The sequence below is a fragment of the Bacillus sp. REN16 genome (genome assembly GCF_020731355.1).
Classification (GTDB): Bacteria; Bacillota; Bacilli; order Bacillales; family Bacillaceae_L; genus Ferdinandcohnia.
Window position 1 is genome coordinate 110,045 of sequence record NZ_JAJFZK010000009.1, and the last position, 16,995, is coordinate 127,039.

Below are 16,995 nucleotides of genomic sequence, written 5' to 3' on the forward strand. Positions count from 1 at the left end.
CACTGCTTTTTACTACTATTCTTCGTTTTTACGGAAGTTGCCGCGTCGATTACCGCCACTTGATGAATAACGATTTCCGCCTGAACGTTCGCGTCCGCCTGATCTTTCACGCCCGCTGTTTCCACGTCCGCGATCACGGCTTCCACCTTTATAACGACCACGGTCACGTCCGCCACGGTTATTATTGTCTCGGTTGTCTCTCTTCACGCGAAGAGGTGCTTCTTCAGTTAGCTTAATCGGTGTTGCATCTGGCTCTTTCGTCATTAACTTAATTGCAGCCGCAACAACAGAAACTGAATCATGCTCTTCTAAAAGCTCTTCAGCAATTCGTGTATAGTAAGATAAATTATTAGCTTCGATTGTAGACACGATTTTTTCCATCGTGATTTTTTGTTGCCCTTCTAAAGCCTCATCTAATGTAGGTGGCTTCATTTTATCCATTTTACGTTTAGTAATATTCTCTACATTTTTGAGTTGACCAATTTCACGAGGTGTTACGAAAGTCATCGCCATACCAGTTTTTCCAGCACGACCAGTACGTCCAATACGGTGGACATAGCTTTCAGGATCTTGCGGGATATCAAAGTTATAGACATGTGTAACACCGGAAATATCAAGACCACGTGCTGCAACATCGGTTGCTACTAACACTTCGATAGATCCTTCTTTAAATTTACGTAAGACAGATATACGCTTTGCCTGAGTAAGATCACCATGAATTCCTTCTGCTGCATAGCCTCTTAAAGTCAACGCTTCAGAAAGCTCGTCAACACGACGTTTTGTACGTCCGAAGATAATCGCAAGTTCTGGTGATTGGATATCTAGTAAACGAGTTAATACATCAAACTTATTCTTCTCTTGTACCTCTAAGTAGTATTGTTGGATATTTGGTACTGTCATTTCTTTTGCTTTTACTTTTACTACTTTAGGGTCTTTCATGAAACGCTCAGCAATGCGTTGGATAGGTCCTGGCATTGTTGCAGAGAAAAGCAATGTTTGGCGCTCTTCCGGCACTCCCTTTAGGATCGATTCAATATCCTCAATAAAGCCCATGTTTAACATTTCATCCGCTTCATCAAGTACCACTGTTTTTACATTTTGAAGCTTAAGTGTTTTTCGATTAATGTGGTCGATTACACGACCTGGTGTACCAACAATAATATGTGGGTATTTTTTTAGTGAACGTATTTGGCGAGAAATGTCCTGTCCGCCATAGATCGGTAAAATACGGACGCGGTTAAAGTGACCGATTTTATGAAGTTCTTCCGATACTTGAATCGCAAGCTCACGAGTTGGTGCAATGACAATTCCTTGGATGTTGTCGCTTTTTACATCGACATTTTCAATAAGCGGAATTCCAAATGCGGCTGTTTTACCTGTTCCTGTTTGGGCCTGACCAATTACATCATTCCCTTCGAGTGCTAATGGAATCGTTTGTGATTGAATGGGAGTTGCTTCTTCAAACCCCATTTTACTAATTGATTTCATTAGATCCTGACTAATCCCTAGTTCGTTAAATGCTGCCAATTTTTTCATACTCCTTTTGTTAATCTTATTTGTACAATGACAAAATTGACTTTTAGACGGGAAATCTTGTATAGACACTGGGCTTTCGCCTCGAAAAAATACTTTTTTATGCTGGATACCAATGATTGCATCATGACCGCAAAACCTACACATGATGATTATTTGACATAGGTAGGCATCTGCCTAGTATTTATAGTAGACCAGAATCGAATTCTGCTTAAAAAAAGGACATTTTCCGTGAAATAACGGAAGTAATGCCCTCAGGGTTCACGTCCAAAAGGTTAATAAAAGGGCGACCCAATGGGTTAGACGAGCTATGCCCTTTTTAACATTGTAGATGTAATCTTACCACTACAATGTTAGAAATGCAATAAATCGCATTTTCCAATGATTAGTATATACATTCTGTTGATGTTTCATGTAAAAATATTTTTGAAATAATTGTAATCTTTTTGTAACATTTTCTGTTTTGAAACGTACTAATAAGTAAGAAGTATTTTGAGGAGGTTTTAAAATGGACAAGCTATTCAATGAAAAATCCAACTTTATGAAAGAATTATTCGCTTACTCCTTAGGAATCTTACTTACGATGTTACTTATACTGCCTTTTATTAACTAGAAAAAGCTCGGCAAAATCGGCGCCGAGCTTTCTTATTTTTTAAAAGCAAAAATGACTTCTTCAAGTTTCATTCCTCTTGAACCTTTTACTAAAAGGATGTCCCCATCTGATAAAAGTTTTCGTAATGCTTCAATTAGCTGTTGTTTATCCTGATAGGAATCTACTCGCTCTTGTGGAAAATGTTCCATTGCACCGCTGGCAATATACTCGCCTAAGGCACCATAAGTGAATACATAGTCAACCTTATCTGGCTGAATGAAGCGACCCACTTCCTCATGGTATTCATTTTCCTTGTCTCCAAGCTCCAGCATGTCACCTAACACGACGATCTTTTTGCCCGGGGTTTCTAAATCATGCACTAAGCTAATCGCAGCTTTCATGGATAACGGGCTTGCATTATAGGCATCATTAATTAATTTTATTCCGTTGATGCCCTCAATTAATTCCAGTCTCATATTTGTGATTTTAATTTGTTTTAAGCCACTTTCAATTTGGTCCCAAGAGAGTCCGAAATGGCGCGCCACAGCTATCGCAGCCATCGCATTATTCACATTATGCTTTCCAAGGACTGGCAGGTAAAATTTTTTCTTTTCCTGCTCGTTAATTGAAAAATAGGTACCCTCGTTTTTCTGTATGATGTTTAAAGGATAAAGATCGTTTTGCTTTGAGGCACCAAAGGTTATTGTTTGAATGTTCATTGATTGAACTCGCTTTGTTAGAAGAGGTTCATCCCCATGGTAAATGAGTAATCCTTCGTTTGACAGGCCGTCCACGATTTCAAGCTTGGCCTTTGCGATTCCTTCGCGGGAGCCGAGGTCCATCATATGAGATTCACCAATATTCGTAATCACTGCGACATCAGGCCCTGCTACTTTTGTTAGAAGTTCGATTTCACCGAAAGCACTCATCCCCATTTCAAGCACAGCGACCTTGGTATCTTCTTTTAGTCGTAAAATTGTTAAAGGTAAACCAATATGATTGTTTAAATTACCCTCTGTTTTTTGAACACTTGTTGTTGTTGATAACACCGCTGTTACCATGTCTTTTGTGGTTGTTTTTCCATTGCTCCCTGTAATGCCAACGACTTTTATGGATAGCTCATCACGGTAGCTTTTTGCAAGAGTTTGAAGAGCTTCTAAAGTGTCATTCACATAAATAACAGGAATTTGCTGTGGCGGATTTGGCTGATCACTCTCCCATAGCACTGCTGCTGCACCATTTTCGATCGCTGCATTCACAAATTGATGGCCATTAAAGGTGTCACCGATGATCGGTATGTACAGATTTCCTGGTGAAATGGTTCTTGTATCAATGGATACACCTTCAATCACAACATTTTGGTGTTGTGGGTCGAGCTTTTCACCATTTGCCATCTGTTCGATTTGGGCTAAAGTCTTTTTTATCACAAGGTTCTCCCCTTTTCATGAAGAAACACTATTCAGTTGGGAGAATAGTGTTTCTAGTTTTTTAGATGGTGTATTTGATCGATTGTTTTTCCGTATGGCGTTCGATTGCAAGCTCAACTAATTTTTCAATTAGCTCTGGATAGCTTACACCAGCCTCCTGCCATAGTAACGGGAACATGCTAAAAGGTGTAAATCCAGGCATGGTATTGACCTCATTAATAACGACTTCTCCTTCTTTCGTTAAGAAGAAATCCGCTCTAACTAATCCCGAGCAATCAAGGGCTTTAAATGCTTTAACAGCTTCTGTCTTGACGTTTTCATATTGCTCCTCCGTAATATCGGCAGGGATAATAAGAGCTGTATCGCCATCTTCATATTTTGCTTTATAGTCATAAAAGTCTTTCTTTGGTACGATTTCACCAACAACTGAGCAGCTTGGATTGTCATTACCAAGGACACCGATTTCGATTTCTCGACCAATGATTGCCTCTTCAATGATGACTTTTCGGTCAAAAATGAATGCTTCTTCAAATGCTTTTTCAAGACTTTCGCGATCTGTCGCTTTGCTAATTCCAACGCTAGAGCCAAGGTTTGCAGGTTTGACAAAGCAAGGATAGCCTAGCTCTTCTTCAACCTTATCATACGCTTCTTCCGGATTTTGTTTCCATTCGCTTCGAATATAGGAAACATATTTTGCTTGAAGCAGTCCTGCTTGGGCGAAGATGTTCTTCATGATTACTTTATCCATACCTGCCGATGAAGCCAGGACACCATTACCCACATATGGGATGTTAACTAGTTCAAGCAATCCCTGAACCGTTCCGTCCTCTCCGTTTGGTCCATGTAATAATGGGAACACGACATCAATCGTATCCTGTTTTGCCGATTGCTGCGCAGGGAAAAGCTCCGAATTTAAAGATACAGGTGAAATCGGGGTTCCCGCTTCCTTCAGTACTAGTTTCTTTACGTCATCAACAGGGCCTGTTAATTGATTTCCCCGAATCCATTCGCCTTCTTCCGATATATAAATGGGATGAATATCATATTTTGAGTGGTCTAATGCTTTTATTACAGCTAATGCAGTTTGCAAGGAAACCTTATGCTCCGCTGATTTCCCTCCGTATAGCAAGCCTAGTTTGACTTTCATTAAGCTTCCTCCTAAAAAATCAATATACCCTAAATGTAGTTTTGAACATCTTCTTTATTTTAACATTAACGCTTTTATATTATATAACAATTACATAACATTTCTATAATTTATTACATCCGTCTAAAAAAGTGTCTGTCTAGGCTTGCATCTAAAATTTTTGATTTATGAAATGGCTGTGGAACATGATTTCGGGTTGATGTTTTATAATAAAAATGCGATGAATGAGGGAATTGCGCGATGATGGTCCATAATTGCGTTTTATTTTGGATAATTGCGCCTTCCCGAGGCAGAATTGCGCTTTATTTTCATTAATTGCGCGATAGCCAGCAATAATTGCGCGATACGGACTTTCCGTCACCAAATCCAAATCAAAAAGCCTTGACGAATGACCGTCAAGGCTTTTACATGTTTATTCAAGGGCGCTGGCGCTCTGGCCAATGGCGATAATCTGTTCTTGTTTGATGATTTTTTTAATTTCAAGTGATTTGATATGGTGACCGTCCATTTCGACGACGCGAAATTCATAATTCCCGTATGGAATTTTGTCGCCAGGGTGAATGTCAATTTGCTCTGTTAAAATCCAACCGCTAATTGTATCCACATCTGTATCATCAATTTGTAATCCAAACAGGTCATTGACTTCACCAATTAAGACTTTCCCATCTAAGATGGTTGTGGTCTCATTAATTTTTTGGATTGCTGGTTTTTCATCGGTATCAAACTCATCGCGGATTTCTCCAACGATTTCTTCGATAATATCCTCAACCGTCACTAATCCGGAAGTCCCACCATATTCATCGATTAAAATCGCCATGTGAACGCGTTCTCTTTGCATTTTTGCCAATAATTCTTGAATTGGTATAGATTCGATGACATGGATAATCGGTCTTGTATAATCCTCGATTGTTTTTTCAGCTGAACCGGTACCTGTCACAACATCCGTGAGCAGTTCCTTTAAGTTAATCAATCCAATGATATGGTCTTTATCCCCATCAACAACTGGGTAACGCGTATACTTCTCACTCGTCATAATCGTCAATATCTCTTGAACTGATTTTTCCTTATCAAGCGCGATGATTTCGGTACGAGGGACCATGACTTCCTTTGCTACACGATCATCAAATTCAAAGATTTTATTTACATATTTATATTCAGACTGGTTAATTTCACCACTTTTATAGCTATCAGATAAAATAAGTCGCAACTCTTCTTCTGTATGGGCAATATCATGTTCTGAAATTCTCTTATAGCCGAATAATCCTGTTAATAAACGAGCAGAACCATTTAACAACCAAATGAATGGGTACATCAATTTATAGAAAAGGATTAATGGTCTAGAGAAAAACAGGGTGATTCTTTCAGCCTTTTGAATTGCGATGGTTTTCGGCGCAAGCTCCCCGACGACTACATGTATAAAAGTAATGATCAGGAACGATAACGTAATAGATAAAACAGTTGAAAAAGAATCCGGTATATTTACCATACCGAATAACGGATGGAGTAAAGCTTCAAATGTTGATTCTCCAAGAAAACCAAGTCCTAAAGCTGTTACCGTAATACCTAACTGACACGCGGATAGATATTCATCCAGGTTTGAGATGACAGTCTTAGCAGCAAATGCGTTTTTGTTCCCTTCTTGTACGAGTTGGTCAATACGAGTACTTCTTATTTTAACAATCGCAAATTCCGACGCCACGAAAAAGGCAGTTAACGCAATCAAAATTGCAACCAAGACTAAATTAAATATCTCCAAATAGTTTCCTTACACGCCATAGGCGAGTAAGGATTACACCTCCTAGGTAGGTAAGTTTTTAATGTTATTTATACAAGGTATTTGTGACAATGATTTTTTATTCTTTTTGAATGAATTTTTATTCTACAAGTTTCATAACTTAATAGTCTTTGATTCAGGTAAACAGAACCATAATTAATTTTGCAAGTGCGACACTTTGTGAGGACATTTTGTTCATCACAAAGTTCTGCTGTTCTTTTGAGAGAGACTCAATCATTGGCTTCATTTCCTTCAGCTCAGATTCCAAATATTCCATTCGCCTTGAAAGAGCCTGTGTGTATTTTAAGACTTTGTCTTGCTCTACACGATTTGATTGAAAAAGCTCCACCTTTTCCTTGATTTCAAGTAAAGGAATATTTAATTCCTTATACTGGGCAACGAGATGAAGGGTTTCTACTGCTTCATCATTATAGAATCGATAGTTCGAGTCTGATCGTTCAGGAGTTAAAATACCCAGCTGTGTGTAATAATCAATCGTCCGCTTTGATACATTTGCTTCTTTTGCTAATTCTCCAATACGGTATAACTTCCCAACGACATCACCTCTTCTATCAGACTTCTATTCTTCTATTATATGTAAAATAAACCGTACAGTCAAACGTGACGGTTCACACAAGTACGGTTTGCTCGATTTAACTTTTCTTTTGTCCCGGAGCAGCTTGGGTTTTCAGGCTATAAAGGCCGCCCTTTAAGTGGGATAGTTTCAAAACCTTATGCCTTCTTCGTAAGGCTTTTGCAGCCTGCTTGCTCCGTATTCCTGTTTGACAATATAAAATAATTTCCTTGTCTGTTGGAATTTCAACCTTTCTTCTTTTAATTTTCGATAAAGGTAGATTGATCGCCCCTTTAATATGGTTTGTTTGGTATTCAAAAGGATTACGCACATCAATAAGGGCAATCTCTTTTGGTTTTTTCATTTTTTCTTTAAAATCTGCTTCCGATAATTGTTCAAGGTTTTTTACTGGTCTAAATGAATCGTAAATTATAATCACAAAAATAATCCCTAATCCAATTTGCACCAATGTCATTGTATCCATTTTTCAACATCCTTTTTCCTACGCTTCATTTCCTTATTATAATCGAAAACGGAGGAAACAAAAAATCCCGAGTGACATTACCTCCTTTTTGCGGTAGAGTAGACAAGAAAAATGTTTTAGTGATTGGAGAATCTACAAAATTGGGGAAAGCTAAACGGTTCCTAGCTGGTCTGGTGTTTATCACCTATACATTATTTCTTTTATATTGGATGTTTTTTGCATATTTTCGGACAAAGGGCGGGGAGTTTCGGTATAACCTAACACCTTTCTCAACAATAAAAAATTACTTTACCTATTATGATCATTTTCCTTTTTATATCTGGATCATTAATATTGCAGGTAATATTGGTGTTTTTATACCATTTGGGATTGTGCTTCCAATCCTTTTTCCAAAGCTCTCAAATTTCTTTTTGTTCTTTATTGCTTTTATCTTCGGAATTTTCTCCTTGGAATTCCTTCAGCTTATTAGTAAGCTTGGAAGCTTTGATGTGGATGATATTATTTTGAATACGGTTGGGGCTGTGATTGGTTATATCTTGTTGCAGATCATCAGGTTAAAAAATCGACGTAAAAAAAGGAGATGAGGTTAAATACTTTGGCGTATTTGAAACCTCGTCTCCTTTTAGCGATTAACTGATGCTGCCATCCGTACATATGTATGGCGTTTTCCGCGAATTGCAATTGAATAGGTCATAATATTTTCAGGGATTGCGATGCCATGAAAGCCAGCATCTCCAATATGGTAAATATCCGCACCTGCCATTTTACTTGTTAACGCAATTTGACGAATCGTTGCTTCATCGGCACCCTCTTGGCTTGTACCGATTGTTAGCATCACCATTGCTCCCTTTGAATGAACAAAACGGACATTCTTTTCTGTTGTTTCAAGAGTGATTCCCGGAACTGTGCCAGGTGCAGGCATTAAAATAACATCCGCCCCTGCATCAACAAAGCTTTCTAGTGCAGTATCTGATATGATTCCACTTCCGGATTCATTGGCAACTCCGGCACCATGCATTTTTCCAGCAATAATAAGGCCTTCACTTCCAAAAACTTCACGTGCCTTCTTAATCGCTACAACAATTTCATTATTGGTGACACCTGTTTTTGGATTTCCCGTTAAGCACACAAAATCAAACCCGAGTTTTTTCGCTTCACTTAAGGATTCTTCTGTTGCCAGACGTCCTTTTGGAAGTTGACTTAATTTTTCAAGCTGCTGTGCATTTGGGTCCACAGGCTCTAAATTTAAGCCAATTGGTCTGCCTGTAAGCTCTTTAAGCTTTTCAACAATAGATTCTCCCTCTGCGGCTTGAAAGCCTTCTACAAAAGGAGAAAAAACATCAAAGTAATTGAATATCAAGAGATCGGCACCAAATGCAGATGCCAATTCCGCATTTGTTACAGCAGGATAGACAGGCTGAAAGGAACCAATTACCTCTGATAAAATAATCCTTCCTTCAGAAGCCTTAATGGATTGTTTAAGATCTTGTCCGTTCATTTTTTTAAAATCTGAGGCCGTACAATCTAAAAGCCGTTTCATGATGAGTCCTCCTCATATTATGATCGAACCATTTCTACCCGATATTTATACCGGTCAGCACGGTAATAGGATTTTACATATTCAAGTGGCTGCTGATCCTCAAGCTGTGAAACTTGTTGGATATAAAGGATTGGTGCGCCCGCTTTAATCCCCAAGATAGACGCCTCACGTTTATTGGCGGTTATAGCCTCCAACTCTTGTGTCCCGGATATGATATTGAGTCCTATTTCCTCAACATATTTAAAAATGGACTGTTCTGCTGTTTCCCATGTCAGGTCAGGAACAAGATCTGCTGACATACAAAAAACTTCATAGGCAATCGGTTCCTGATCTGCAAGCCGCAACCGCTCAATTTGATACACTCTGGACTTTTCTTCCACGTTAAGGCGGGAAGCGATTAAAGAGTCTGCTTCTATGACCTTAAAGCTAAGAACCTTTGTCTCGGGTTCCAGCCCTCTTGAACGCATGTCCTCGGAAAAGCCCGTTAATCTCTGAACATTCTTTTCAAATTTCTTCACTGTCACAAAGGTTCCTTTGCCTCGAATCCTTTGTAAATAACCTTCATTCACAAGATTATTGATGGCTTGTCGCACGGTCATCCTGCTGATTTGGAATTTTTCTGCATACTCTCTTTCAGATGGAATCATGTCGCCAGGCTTTAACTCTTTGTTTTCAATTTTTTCCCGAATTTGCAGCTCAATTTGAAAGTAAATAGGTACTGGTGAACTCTTCTTTATCACGAGCAAAGCCCCTCTTTTTTTCATCATCCACTAATGAAAGTGCCTCTTCATCTGCAATAATCGTTACGTTTGGATGATTCTTTAAAACAGTAGCTGGAACCGCTTCAGTGATATTCCCGTTAATCAGTTTTTCAACGGCTTCAGCCTTTGCTTTTCCGGATACAAGTAAAAGGATTTTTACACTTTTCATTATTGTAGAGATTCCCATTGTAACAGCATGTGTTGGTACTTCATCAATGCTATTGAAAAAGCGCATATTTGCTTGTCTTGTTGATTCTTCAAGTTTGACTGCACGTGTCACAGAATCGAAAGACGTACCAGGTTCGTTAAAGCCAATATGACCATTTACTCCGATTCCAAGTAATTGAAGATCGACCCCACCTAAATCAGATATGATTTTTTCATACTTTTTACCTTCTTCTTCAAAATCCTTTGCCAACCCGTTTGGAACATGGGTATTGTCTTGATTAATATTAATATGTGAAAACAGGTTCTCCATCATAAAATGGTAATAACTATTTGGATTTTCCTTTTCAATGCCTAAATATTCATCTAGGTTCACTGTCCGGATATTCTCATAAGATGTATTATTTTGCTTGTAATCTTTGACTAATTCCTCATATGTCCCAACCACAGTGCCGCCAGTCGCAAGACCCAATACCGAGTTTGGCTTTTCCTTTACTTGATGTGAAATCATGGCTGCTGCCAATCGGCTCATTTCTTCAAAATCTTTTACAGCTACTACTTTCATCTATAATTCCTCCCTTTTTGAGTAAGCAAGTTCTCCACGACAAAATGTCATGATTACCTCTAATTGATTGTTCACTATCACAATATCTGCGTCTTTACCCGCTTTAATACTACCTTTTCGATCAAACACATTGATTTGCTTTGCAGGGTTAACAGCTGTCATTTCAGTTATGTCCTGAAGAGAACAACCAGTGAATTCCATCATGTTTCGAACCGCATCATTTAATTTTAAAATACTTCCAGCTAATGTTCCATCTTTTAATACAGCTCTTTCCTCATTCACGATTACCTCTTGACCACCTAAGTCATACATTCCTGCACCAAGGCATTTTGCACGCATTGCATCGGTTATAAGTATGGAACCCTTACTCCCTTTATTTTTATATGCAAACTTCACCATTTTAGGTGCAATATGAATTCCATCAACAATCATTTCACATTTTACCTCATCATGTAAAAGGACAGCTCCCGCAACCCCTGGCTCCCGGTGGTGTAATCCGCGCATACCATTATACAGATGTGTCGCGTGGGTAACTCCTGCTTCTATTGCAGCTTCAACTTGTTCATATACGGCATCTGAATGGCCGATGGAGGCAACAACGCCTGTATCTTTTAAATGAGATGTTAATTCTAATCCTCCTGGTTCCTCTGGTGCTAATGTCACAAGGCAGATATTGTCACCTGATAAGGATTGCCATTTTTTAAATAGCTCCACATCTGGGTTAATAATATTACCTGGATGTTGGGCACCCGCTCTTTTCGGGGATAAAAATGGACCTTCTAAATGGGTACCCAATATTTCCGCATGTCCCGGATGTTGCTCTGGAATGAAATCAGCAATATTACCGATTGCGTTCTCAATGTCCTCTATTGATTTCGTCATCGTTGTTGCGAGAAAGCTAGTGGTACCTTCCTTTGGTAACGTTTTGGTCATTGTCTCTAATGCGTCAGGCGTTGCGTCCATCACATCCGCACCGCTTGCTCCATGAATATGCAGATCAATCATTCCTGGCAGCAGTGAGTAAGATTCATCAAAGGTGATGACTTCGTCCTGTTTACTTGCTTGGAAATCAGCCATTTGGCCAACCCTCTTTATTTTTTCTCCTTCGATTTCAATAAATCCTTTTTCTATGATTCCATCTTCAGAAAAAATGGTTAGGTTTGTTATAAACATGTCAAAGACTCCTTTTATGTAACTTCCTTTAAGTATATAGTTTAAAGGGACTAGTTGTCTATACCACCATATGGTTTATTAGTTTACTTTACTTTACCCTTCTTATTATAAAATTATTGTGTTTTCCTTGTAAAATAAAATAGGACCGCCCGTATGGACAGCCCTATTCATTCTTACTTTTCGTTACGAATTTTATGGACCTCGTCTGCAACAAACTGTACGTTTGTTCCTACAATAACTTGAATGCTATTTTTACCAACAATATTAATTCCCGGAACTCCAGTTGCTTTAATTTTTTGTTGATCGACTTTATCCATGTCTTTTACTTCTAAACGTAGACGAGTCACACAGTTATCAACTGATGTTACGTTCTCATCTCCACCTAAGCCCTCATAAATTTGAGCAGCCATTGACGCGAATCTAGATTTACCATCTGCTTGTGTAGTTTGTTCAACAACTTCCTCATCTTCCCGACCAGGTGTTTTAAGATTAAATTTCACGATTAAGAAACGGAATAAAACATAATAGATAACCCCTATTACAAGACCTTGTACTAATAACATCCAAGGTTGATTTGCGATTGGATTTCGCAGACTTAGGAAAAAGTCAACAAACCCTGCACTAAACGCAAATCCTGCGGTCCAGTGAAATGTTGCAGCAACAAATAAAGAAATACCAGTTAGCGCTGCGTGAACAACATATAATGCTGGTGCTAAGAACATAAATGCAAATTCAAGTGGTTCTGTAACTCCAGTGAAAAATGCTGCAAATGCCGCTGCCATTAATAATGAAGCTGCTTGTTTCTTTCTTGTTGTTTTGGCTGTGTGATACATAGCAAGTGCTGCAGCTGGTAAACCAAACATCATAACTGGGAAGAAACCAGCTTGATATCTACCAGTAACACCCTTTTCACCTGCTCCGCTTAAGAAATTATTGATATCGTTAATACCTGCTACATCAAACCAGAATACGGAGTTTAAGGCATGGTGTAAGCCTGTTGGAATCAATAGCCTGTTAAAGAATCCATATAAACCAGCACCGACTGCTCCTAAGTCAAGGATACCTTTACCAAAGGCAACCAATGCAGAGTAGATCACCGGCCAAATAAATAATAGCAGTAGAGATCCAAATAACATGGCAATAGATGTCATAATTGGAACAAGTCTTTTACCACTAAAGAAAGCTAATGCATCCGGTAATTGTACTTCACTGAAACGATTGTACATAATCGAAGCGATAATACCAGAGATAATCCCGATAAATTGGTTTTCAATTTTTCCAAATGCAGCATTTACCTCAGTTGGGTCAATCCCTTGAAGCATTGCCACTGTGTTTGTTGCAAGTAATGTTGTAACTGTTAGATACCCAACTAAACCTGCTAATGCAGCTGAGCCATCCTTGTCTTTTGACATTCCTAAAGCGACACCGACCGCGAAGAGAATGGCCATATTATCAATAATAGATCCACCCGCTTTAATTAGGAAAGCAGCGATTGGGCTTCCTCCACCCCATCCTTGTGGGTCAATCCAGTACCCAATACCCATCAGAATTGCTGCTGCGGGTAATACTGCAACCGGTAACATTAATGAACGACCAAGTTTTTGAAGATACTTCATCATGATGATAATTCCTCCTTCTGCTTTTGTATTTTCCTTCTATTCTTTGGTCCCCTAACTTTCAGAAATAAAACATTTATGATAACAATATAGGCAACGCTTACAGGTTAGTGTAACCAAAAGAAAGGAAGAATAATTACCGTACTCATTTTAACACCAAGGGGTTTAGTTGTCTATACCACTCTAAAGGAACCTTTTACAAAAAATCATCATTTTTATCTACTACAATATTACTAAAGGCGTATAGATGAAGGGTTTCCAATATATTACACTTAGAATAAACCATTGATTAGGAGGTATTCCATGAAACAAGGTGATATGGTTGTCTATAAGAACGATTTGTATGAAGTTTTGTACGTGTATGAAAACGGAATGTATGAGATCAAACAAATGGAATTCCTATTCAAGGTCGAGCTTGTAAACGAGTGTGATCTCATTCGGGCTGCTTGTTAAAAACCGTGATTCCTCCTTCCCTAAATAGATGTTTTTTAAAAAATCCATTGTTTTTTAACAATGGATTTTTCTTTGTTCTTCTATATTTTTTTTAAAACTGCACGAACAGGACTACCATCTGCTCCTTCAATCGGAAGTGGGAGTGCAATTAATTCATAATCACCTGGTTCCACATCATCTAAGACAATCCCTTCAAGAATATATATGCCATTCTTATGTAATTGATGATGGGCTTGTAAATCTTTACTATCCAACTGATCGACAGATGGTGTGTCAACACCAATTAATTGAATTCCATTTTCGGCTAAAAATGAGGCAGCCTCTGGATTTAAGCTTGTAATGGCGCTTGGAAACTGTTTTCGATTAAGCCATGAATTTGTGCGGATTAACAATCGTTTCACACCAGATAATTCAAATCCTGCTAAGTCCTCAATTCCAATTTCCTTTTTACCGGATATTTCTATCACTTTTGCCTTTCCCACATAAAGGTCAAGCTCTAGTTCCTGCACCTTTTTTCCTTCATTGTCAAAGTGGTAAGGCGCATCAATATGCGTGCCAATATGGGTACTTGTCGTAATTTTTCCTACATTTACTGTTGAATCATTATCAATTGACCAAGATAATTCGAAATGAAATGGTGTGTCGTTCGGCCATTCTTGTGTTTTTTCGCTTAAAGGCTGTGAAATATCAATGATTTTCATTTCCTTCACCTCAAATGTTTAGGGATTTTTTTCCTTCTTTTATTTTACTTGATATCGATGCTGCCGTTAAGCCCCTCAAGCAAGAGACTCTCTTTTATTACCACCAATACTTTATTTATCGGGGTAGCAAAATATAAGAGTAAATCGAATTATGCAAAGGAGGAATTTAGATTGCAAAGATTTACAAAAACAGGGATAGCGATTATTGGGTCTGCGATGCTTTTACTTTCTGCATGCAATTCAAACAATGCAGCAGACGATAATAACCATTCAGCAAACGTAGAAAGTGTAAATTACGGCTATATAATGAAACAAGACCGCCCTTATCGCACGACAATGTCCAGCGATAAATATCCACATACAACGAGTGTTCAGCATGCACAAGGTGAACAGAAGTATTATCGTTTCATCAACAAAAAAATTGTTGTGGGTACTCCAAATGGCAATGGTACAAATGTAGTTCCAAATGGAAACTTTCATTGGGCAGGCGGACCAAATAATGCGGCACCAGCGCCAAACAACAATATTGCTCCGGAACCAAATTATCCAACAGGCCAAACACAACCTGTTGAACAAAATCGTCAGCCTGCAACACAACAGCCAGCTCCAACTCCAGCACCTACCGCTGGAATTAGTAATTTCGAAAAACAGGTAATCGACTTAACAAATGCACAGCGTTCGAAAAATGGCTTACCTGCACTTAAAGCTGATACTGGGCTAGGTAAAGTGGCAAAGACAAAAGCAAATGATATGCAGCAAAAAAATTATTTCTCCCATACGAGCCCTACTTACGGATCTCCTTTTGATATGATGAGGGATTTTGGGGTATCGTTCAAGACAGCCGGTGAGAATATTGCCAAAGGACAAGCTTCACCAGAAGCTGTGGTAAACGCTTGGATGAACAGTGAAGGACATCGCAAAAACATCCTGAATCCAAACTTCACCCATATCGGAGTTGGCCACCAAGCAAGTGGTAACTACTGGTCACAAATGTTTATTGGCAAATAAAAAAATGGGGCAGACATTCTACGTGTCGCCCCTTTTTTCTGATTACTTTTTAATTTTAACAAATTTACGTTTTCCAACCTGAACGATCATATCATCTGTAATTTCCACTTCCAAATGAATATCCTCAATTTTTTCGCCATTCAATTTGACCCCGCCATTTTGGATCATTTTTCGTGCTTCCCCTTTGGATTTTTGGAGCTCCAATTGAACAAGTAAATCAATGATGGAAATGGAGTTTTCTCCTGACCATGTCACTTCTGGGAGATCTTCCGGAATGACACCTTTTTGGAAGACGGTTTTAAAATGTTCTTCAGCCTGGCCGGCCGCTTCTTTACCATGGTACATTCTCACAATTGTTCTTCCAAGAAGCATTTTGGCGTCACGCGGGTGAAGTGTCCCATTTTCGATATTTGCTTTAATCTCATTCTTTTCTTCAAGAGATAAGTCTGTGACAAGATCAAAGTATTTTGCCATCATTTCATCTTGGATAGACATTGTTTTTCCGTACATATCATTTGGCGCTTCATCAACACCAATGTAGTTCCCCTTTGACTTAGACATCTTTTCGATGCCATCAAGTCCTTCTAAAAGTGGAAGAAGAATGACAACCTGCTTTTCTTTGCCAAAATGCTCCTGTAAATGTCTTCCCATTAATACGTTGAAATGCTGGTCATTACCGCCTAATTCGATATCACTTTCCAGCGCTACAGAGTCATAGCCCTGCATAAGCGGGTAGAAAAACTCATGAAGTGAAATCGGCTTCCCTGTAGCTAAACGCTCTGAGAAATCATTTCGTTCAAGTAAACGAGCAACAGTGATACTTGCCGCTAAGTTGATAATGTCTTCGAAGTTTAAGGCAGATAGCCATTTAGAGTTGTAGTGTAGCTCTACTTTCTCCATATCTAACACTTTTCCAAACTGTTCGAAGTATGTTGTCGCATTATGCTTTACTTCTTCATCTGTCAGTTGCTTTCGAGCAACGGATTTACCGGTTGGGTCTCCTATTTTACCTGTAAAATCACCGATAAGAAGCTGGATGACATGTCCATTTTCTTGGAATTGTTTTAACTTGTTTAAAACCACAGTGTGGCCTAAGTGAACATCTGGCGCGGACGGATCAAGTCCTAGTTTTACTTTTAATGGTTGGTTTGTAACAATGGATTTGGCAATCTTTTGTTTTAGTTCATGTGCAGGAACAATTTCCTGAACACCATTTGCATAGATGTCAAACTGTCTTTCTAGTTCTCGTTTTTGTTCATCTGTTAACTGTTCGATAAAGTTCTCCATTTGGTTTTCCTCCTGGTCATTATATATTTAAAGTGTCATTTCTTTTACGGAGCTTCCTTATTCCCCCCCAAAAAAACATAAAAAACCACGCCCCTAAAAAAGGGACGTGGTTGCACGCGGTACCACCCTTGATTGAAGATATGTATCTTCCGCTTCATTCGAATAACGGCTCGTCCGTTCTTTGTTAATTGCCAA

The 16,995-nt window shown here is 38.8% G+C and carries 16 protein-coding genes, 1 pseudogene and 1 other annotated feature (1 of these 18 running past the window's edge); of the genes and pseudogenes, 3 read left to right on the forward strand and 14 right to left on the reverse strand.

The features are described from left to right. Positions 1 to 15 precede the first annotated feature (15 nt). The 7 genes and pseudogenes from LKW28_RS14195 to LKW28_RS14220 form a co-directional block, all read right to left on the reverse strand. Positions 16 to 1,536: a DEAD/DEAH box helicase gene (locus LKW28_RS14195; RefSeq protein WP_420708879.1), complete on the reverse strand. Its 1,521-nt coding sequence runs from the start codon at positions 1,534 to 1,536 to the stop codon at positions 16 to 18. A gap of 642 nt (positions 1,537 to 2,178) precedes the next feature. Next, a complete protein-coding gene (locus LKW28_RS14200) occupies positions 2,179 to 3,552 on the reverse strand; it encodes a UDP-N-acetylmuramoyl-tripeptide--D-alanyl-D-alanine ligase (RefSeq protein ID WP_229141006.1) in 1,374 nt (457 codons plus the stop codon). 61 nt (positions 3,553 to 3,613) lie between these two features. Continuing rightward, a complete protein-coding gene (locus tag LKW28_RS14205; RefSeq protein WP_229141007.1) occupies positions 3,614 to 4,699 on the reverse strand; it encodes a D-alanine--D-alanine ligase in 1,086 nt (361 codons plus the stop codon). 412 nt (positions 4,700 to 5,111) lie between these two features. Then, on the reverse strand, positions 5,112 to 6,455 hold the full coding sequence (locus LKW28_RS14210; protein ID WP_229141008.1) for a hemolysin family protein: 1,344 nt from the start codon (positions 6,453 to 6,455) through the stop codon (positions 5,112 to 5,114). Positions 6,456 to 6,609: 154 nt separating this feature from the next. Beyond that, a complete protein-coding gene (locus tag LKW28_RS14215; RefSeq protein WP_229141009.1) occupies positions 6,610 to 6,822 on the reverse strand; it encodes a hypothetical protein in 213 nt (70 codons plus the stop codon). Positions 6,823 to 6,882: 60 nt separating this feature from the next. Next, a pseudogene (locus LKW28_RS23265) lies at positions 6,883 to 7,011 on the reverse strand (MerR family DNA-binding transcriptional regulator); the annotation flags it as partial. A 115-nt stretch (positions 7,012 to 7,126) separates the two neighbouring features. Beyond that, a complete protein-coding gene (locus tag LKW28_RS14220; protein WP_229141010.1) occupies positions 7,127 to 7,531 on the reverse strand; it encodes a rhodanese-like domain-containing protein in 405 nt (134 codons plus the stop codon). Between the two features lie 140 nt (positions 7,532 to 7,671). On the opposite strand from LKW28_RS14220, the gene LKW28_RS14225 reads away from it, so the two are divergent. Continuing rightward, positions 7,672 to 8,115 carry a VanZ family protein gene (locus LKW28_RS14225; protein ID WP_229141011.1) on the forward strand — a complete coding sequence of 148 codons (444 nt, stop codon included), beginning with the start codon at positions 7,672 to 7,674 and terminating at the stop codon, positions 8,113 to 8,115. 38 nt (positions 8,116 to 8,153) lie between these two features. On the opposite strand, the gene LKW28_RS14230 is transcribed toward LKW28_RS14225, so the two are convergent. The 5 genes from LKW28_RS14230 to nagE form a co-directional block, all read right to left on the reverse strand. Continuing rightward, complete coding sequence (locus tag LKW28_RS14230) at positions 8,154 to 9,071, reverse strand: haloacid dehalogenase-like hydrolase (RefSeq protein ID WP_229141012.1); 918 nt, start codon at positions 9,069 to 9,071, stop codon at positions 8,154 to 8,156. 17 nt (positions 9,072 to 9,088) lie between these two features. Next, positions 9,089 to 9,811, reverse strand: coding sequence for a GntR family transcriptional regulator (locus tag LKW28_RS14235; RefSeq protein WP_229141013.1), 723 nt, complete (start codon positions 9,809 to 9,811; stop codon positions 9,089 to 9,091). Beyond that, positions 9,768 to 10,562 (reverse strand): glucosamine-6-phosphate deaminase, encoded by a 795-nt coding sequence (nagB, locus tag LKW28_RS14240; protein ID WP_229141014.1) that lies wholly within the window; start codon positions 10,560 to 10,562, stop codon positions 9,768 to 9,770. The genes LKW28_RS14235 and nagB overlap by 44 nt, the downstream gene beginning before the upstream one ends. Next, positions 10,563 to 11,735 (reverse strand): N-acetylglucosamine-6-phosphate deacetylase, encoded by a 1,173-nt coding sequence (nagA, locus tag LKW28_RS14245; RefSeq protein ID WP_229141015.1) that lies wholly within the window; start codon positions 11,733 to 11,735, stop codon positions 10,563 to 10,565. It lies immediately after the preceding gene. 173 nt (positions 11,736 to 11,908) lie between these two features. Next, positions 11,909 to 13,354 (reverse strand): N-acetylglucosamine-specific PTS transporter subunit IIBC, encoded by a 1,446-nt coding sequence (gene nagE / locus LKW28_RS14250; protein WP_229141016.1) that lies wholly within the window; start codon positions 13,352 to 13,354, stop codon positions 11,909 to 11,911. Positions 13,355 to 13,654: 300 nt separating this feature from the next. Here nagE and LKW28_RS14255 point away from each other — a divergent pair, with 300 nt between their 5' ends. Then, complete coding sequence (locus LKW28_RS14255) at positions 13,655 to 13,804, forward strand: hypothetical protein (RefSeq protein WP_229141017.1); 150 nt, start codon at positions 13,655 to 13,657, stop codon at positions 13,802 to 13,804. Between the two features lie 80 nt (positions 13,805 to 13,884). On the opposite strand, the gene kynB is transcribed toward LKW28_RS14255, so the two are convergent. Then, positions 13,885 to 14,505, reverse strand: coding sequence for an arylformamidase (gene kynB, locus LKW28_RS14260; protein ID WP_229141018.1), 621 nt, complete (start codon positions 14,503 to 14,505; stop codon positions 13,885 to 13,887). A gap of 171 nt (positions 14,506 to 14,676) precedes the next feature. Here kynB and LKW28_RS14265 point away from each other — a divergent pair, with 171 nt between their 5' ends. Then, on the forward strand, positions 14,677 to 15,513 hold the full coding sequence (locus tag LKW28_RS14265; RefSeq protein WP_229141019.1) for a CAP domain-containing protein: 837 nt from the start codon (positions 14,677 to 14,679) through the stop codon (positions 15,511 to 15,513). A gap of 42 nt (positions 15,514 to 15,555) precedes the next feature. On the opposite strand, the gene tyrS is transcribed toward LKW28_RS14265, so the two are convergent. Continuing rightward, positions 15,556 to 16,800, reverse strand: coding sequence for a tyrosine--tRNA ligase (gene tyrS / locus LKW28_RS14270; RefSeq protein WP_229141020.1), 1,245 nt, complete (start codon positions 16,798 to 16,800; stop codon positions 15,556 to 15,558). A 97-nt stretch (positions 16,801 to 16,897) separates the two neighbouring features. Further along, positions 16,898 to 16,995, reverse strand: a binding site (T-box leader) (it continues 123 nt past the right edge of the window).

Excerpts from the sequence above, each read along its gene's own strand:
- LKW28_RS14195 (WP_420708879.1), bottom strand. The coding sequence starts at position 1,536 with ATGAAAAAATTGGCAGCATTTAACGAACTAGGGATTAGTCAGGATCTA.
- nagE (WP_229141016.1), bottom strand. The coding sequence starts at position 13,354 with ATGATGAAGTATCTTCAAAAACTTGGTCGTTCATTAATGTTACCGGTT.
- LKW28_RS14230 (WP_229141012.1), bottom strand. The coding sequence starts at position 9,071 with ATGAAACGGCTTTTAGATTGTACGGCCTCAGATTTTAAAAAAATGAAC.
- kynB (WP_229141018.1), bottom strand. The coding sequence starts at position 14,505 with ATGAAAATCATTGATATTTCACAGCCTTTAAGCGAAAAAACACAAGAA.
- tyrS (WP_229141020.1), bottom strand. The coding sequence starts at position 16,800 with ATGGAGAACTTTATCGAACAGTTAACAGATGAACAAAAACGAGAACTA.
- LKW28_RS14255 (WP_229141017.1), top strand. The coding sequence starts at position 13,655 with ATGAAACAAGGTGATATGGTTGTCTATAAGAACGATTTGTATGAAGTT.
- LKW28_RS14205 (WP_229141007.1), bottom strand. The coding sequence starts at position 4,699 with ATGAAAGTCAAACTAGGCTTGCTATACGGAGGGAAATCAGCGGAGCAT.
- nagA (WP_229141015.1), bottom strand. The coding sequence starts at position 11,735 with ATGTTTATAACAAACCTAACCATTTTTTCTGAAGATGGAATCATAGAA.
- nagB (WP_229141014.1), bottom strand. The coding sequence starts at position 10,562 with ATGAAAGTAGTAGCTGTAAAAGATTTTGAAGAAATGAGCCGATTGGCA.
- LKW28_RS14220 (WP_229141010.1), bottom strand. The coding sequence starts at position 7,531 with ATGGATACAATGACATTGGTGCAAATTGGATTAGGGATTATTTTTGTG.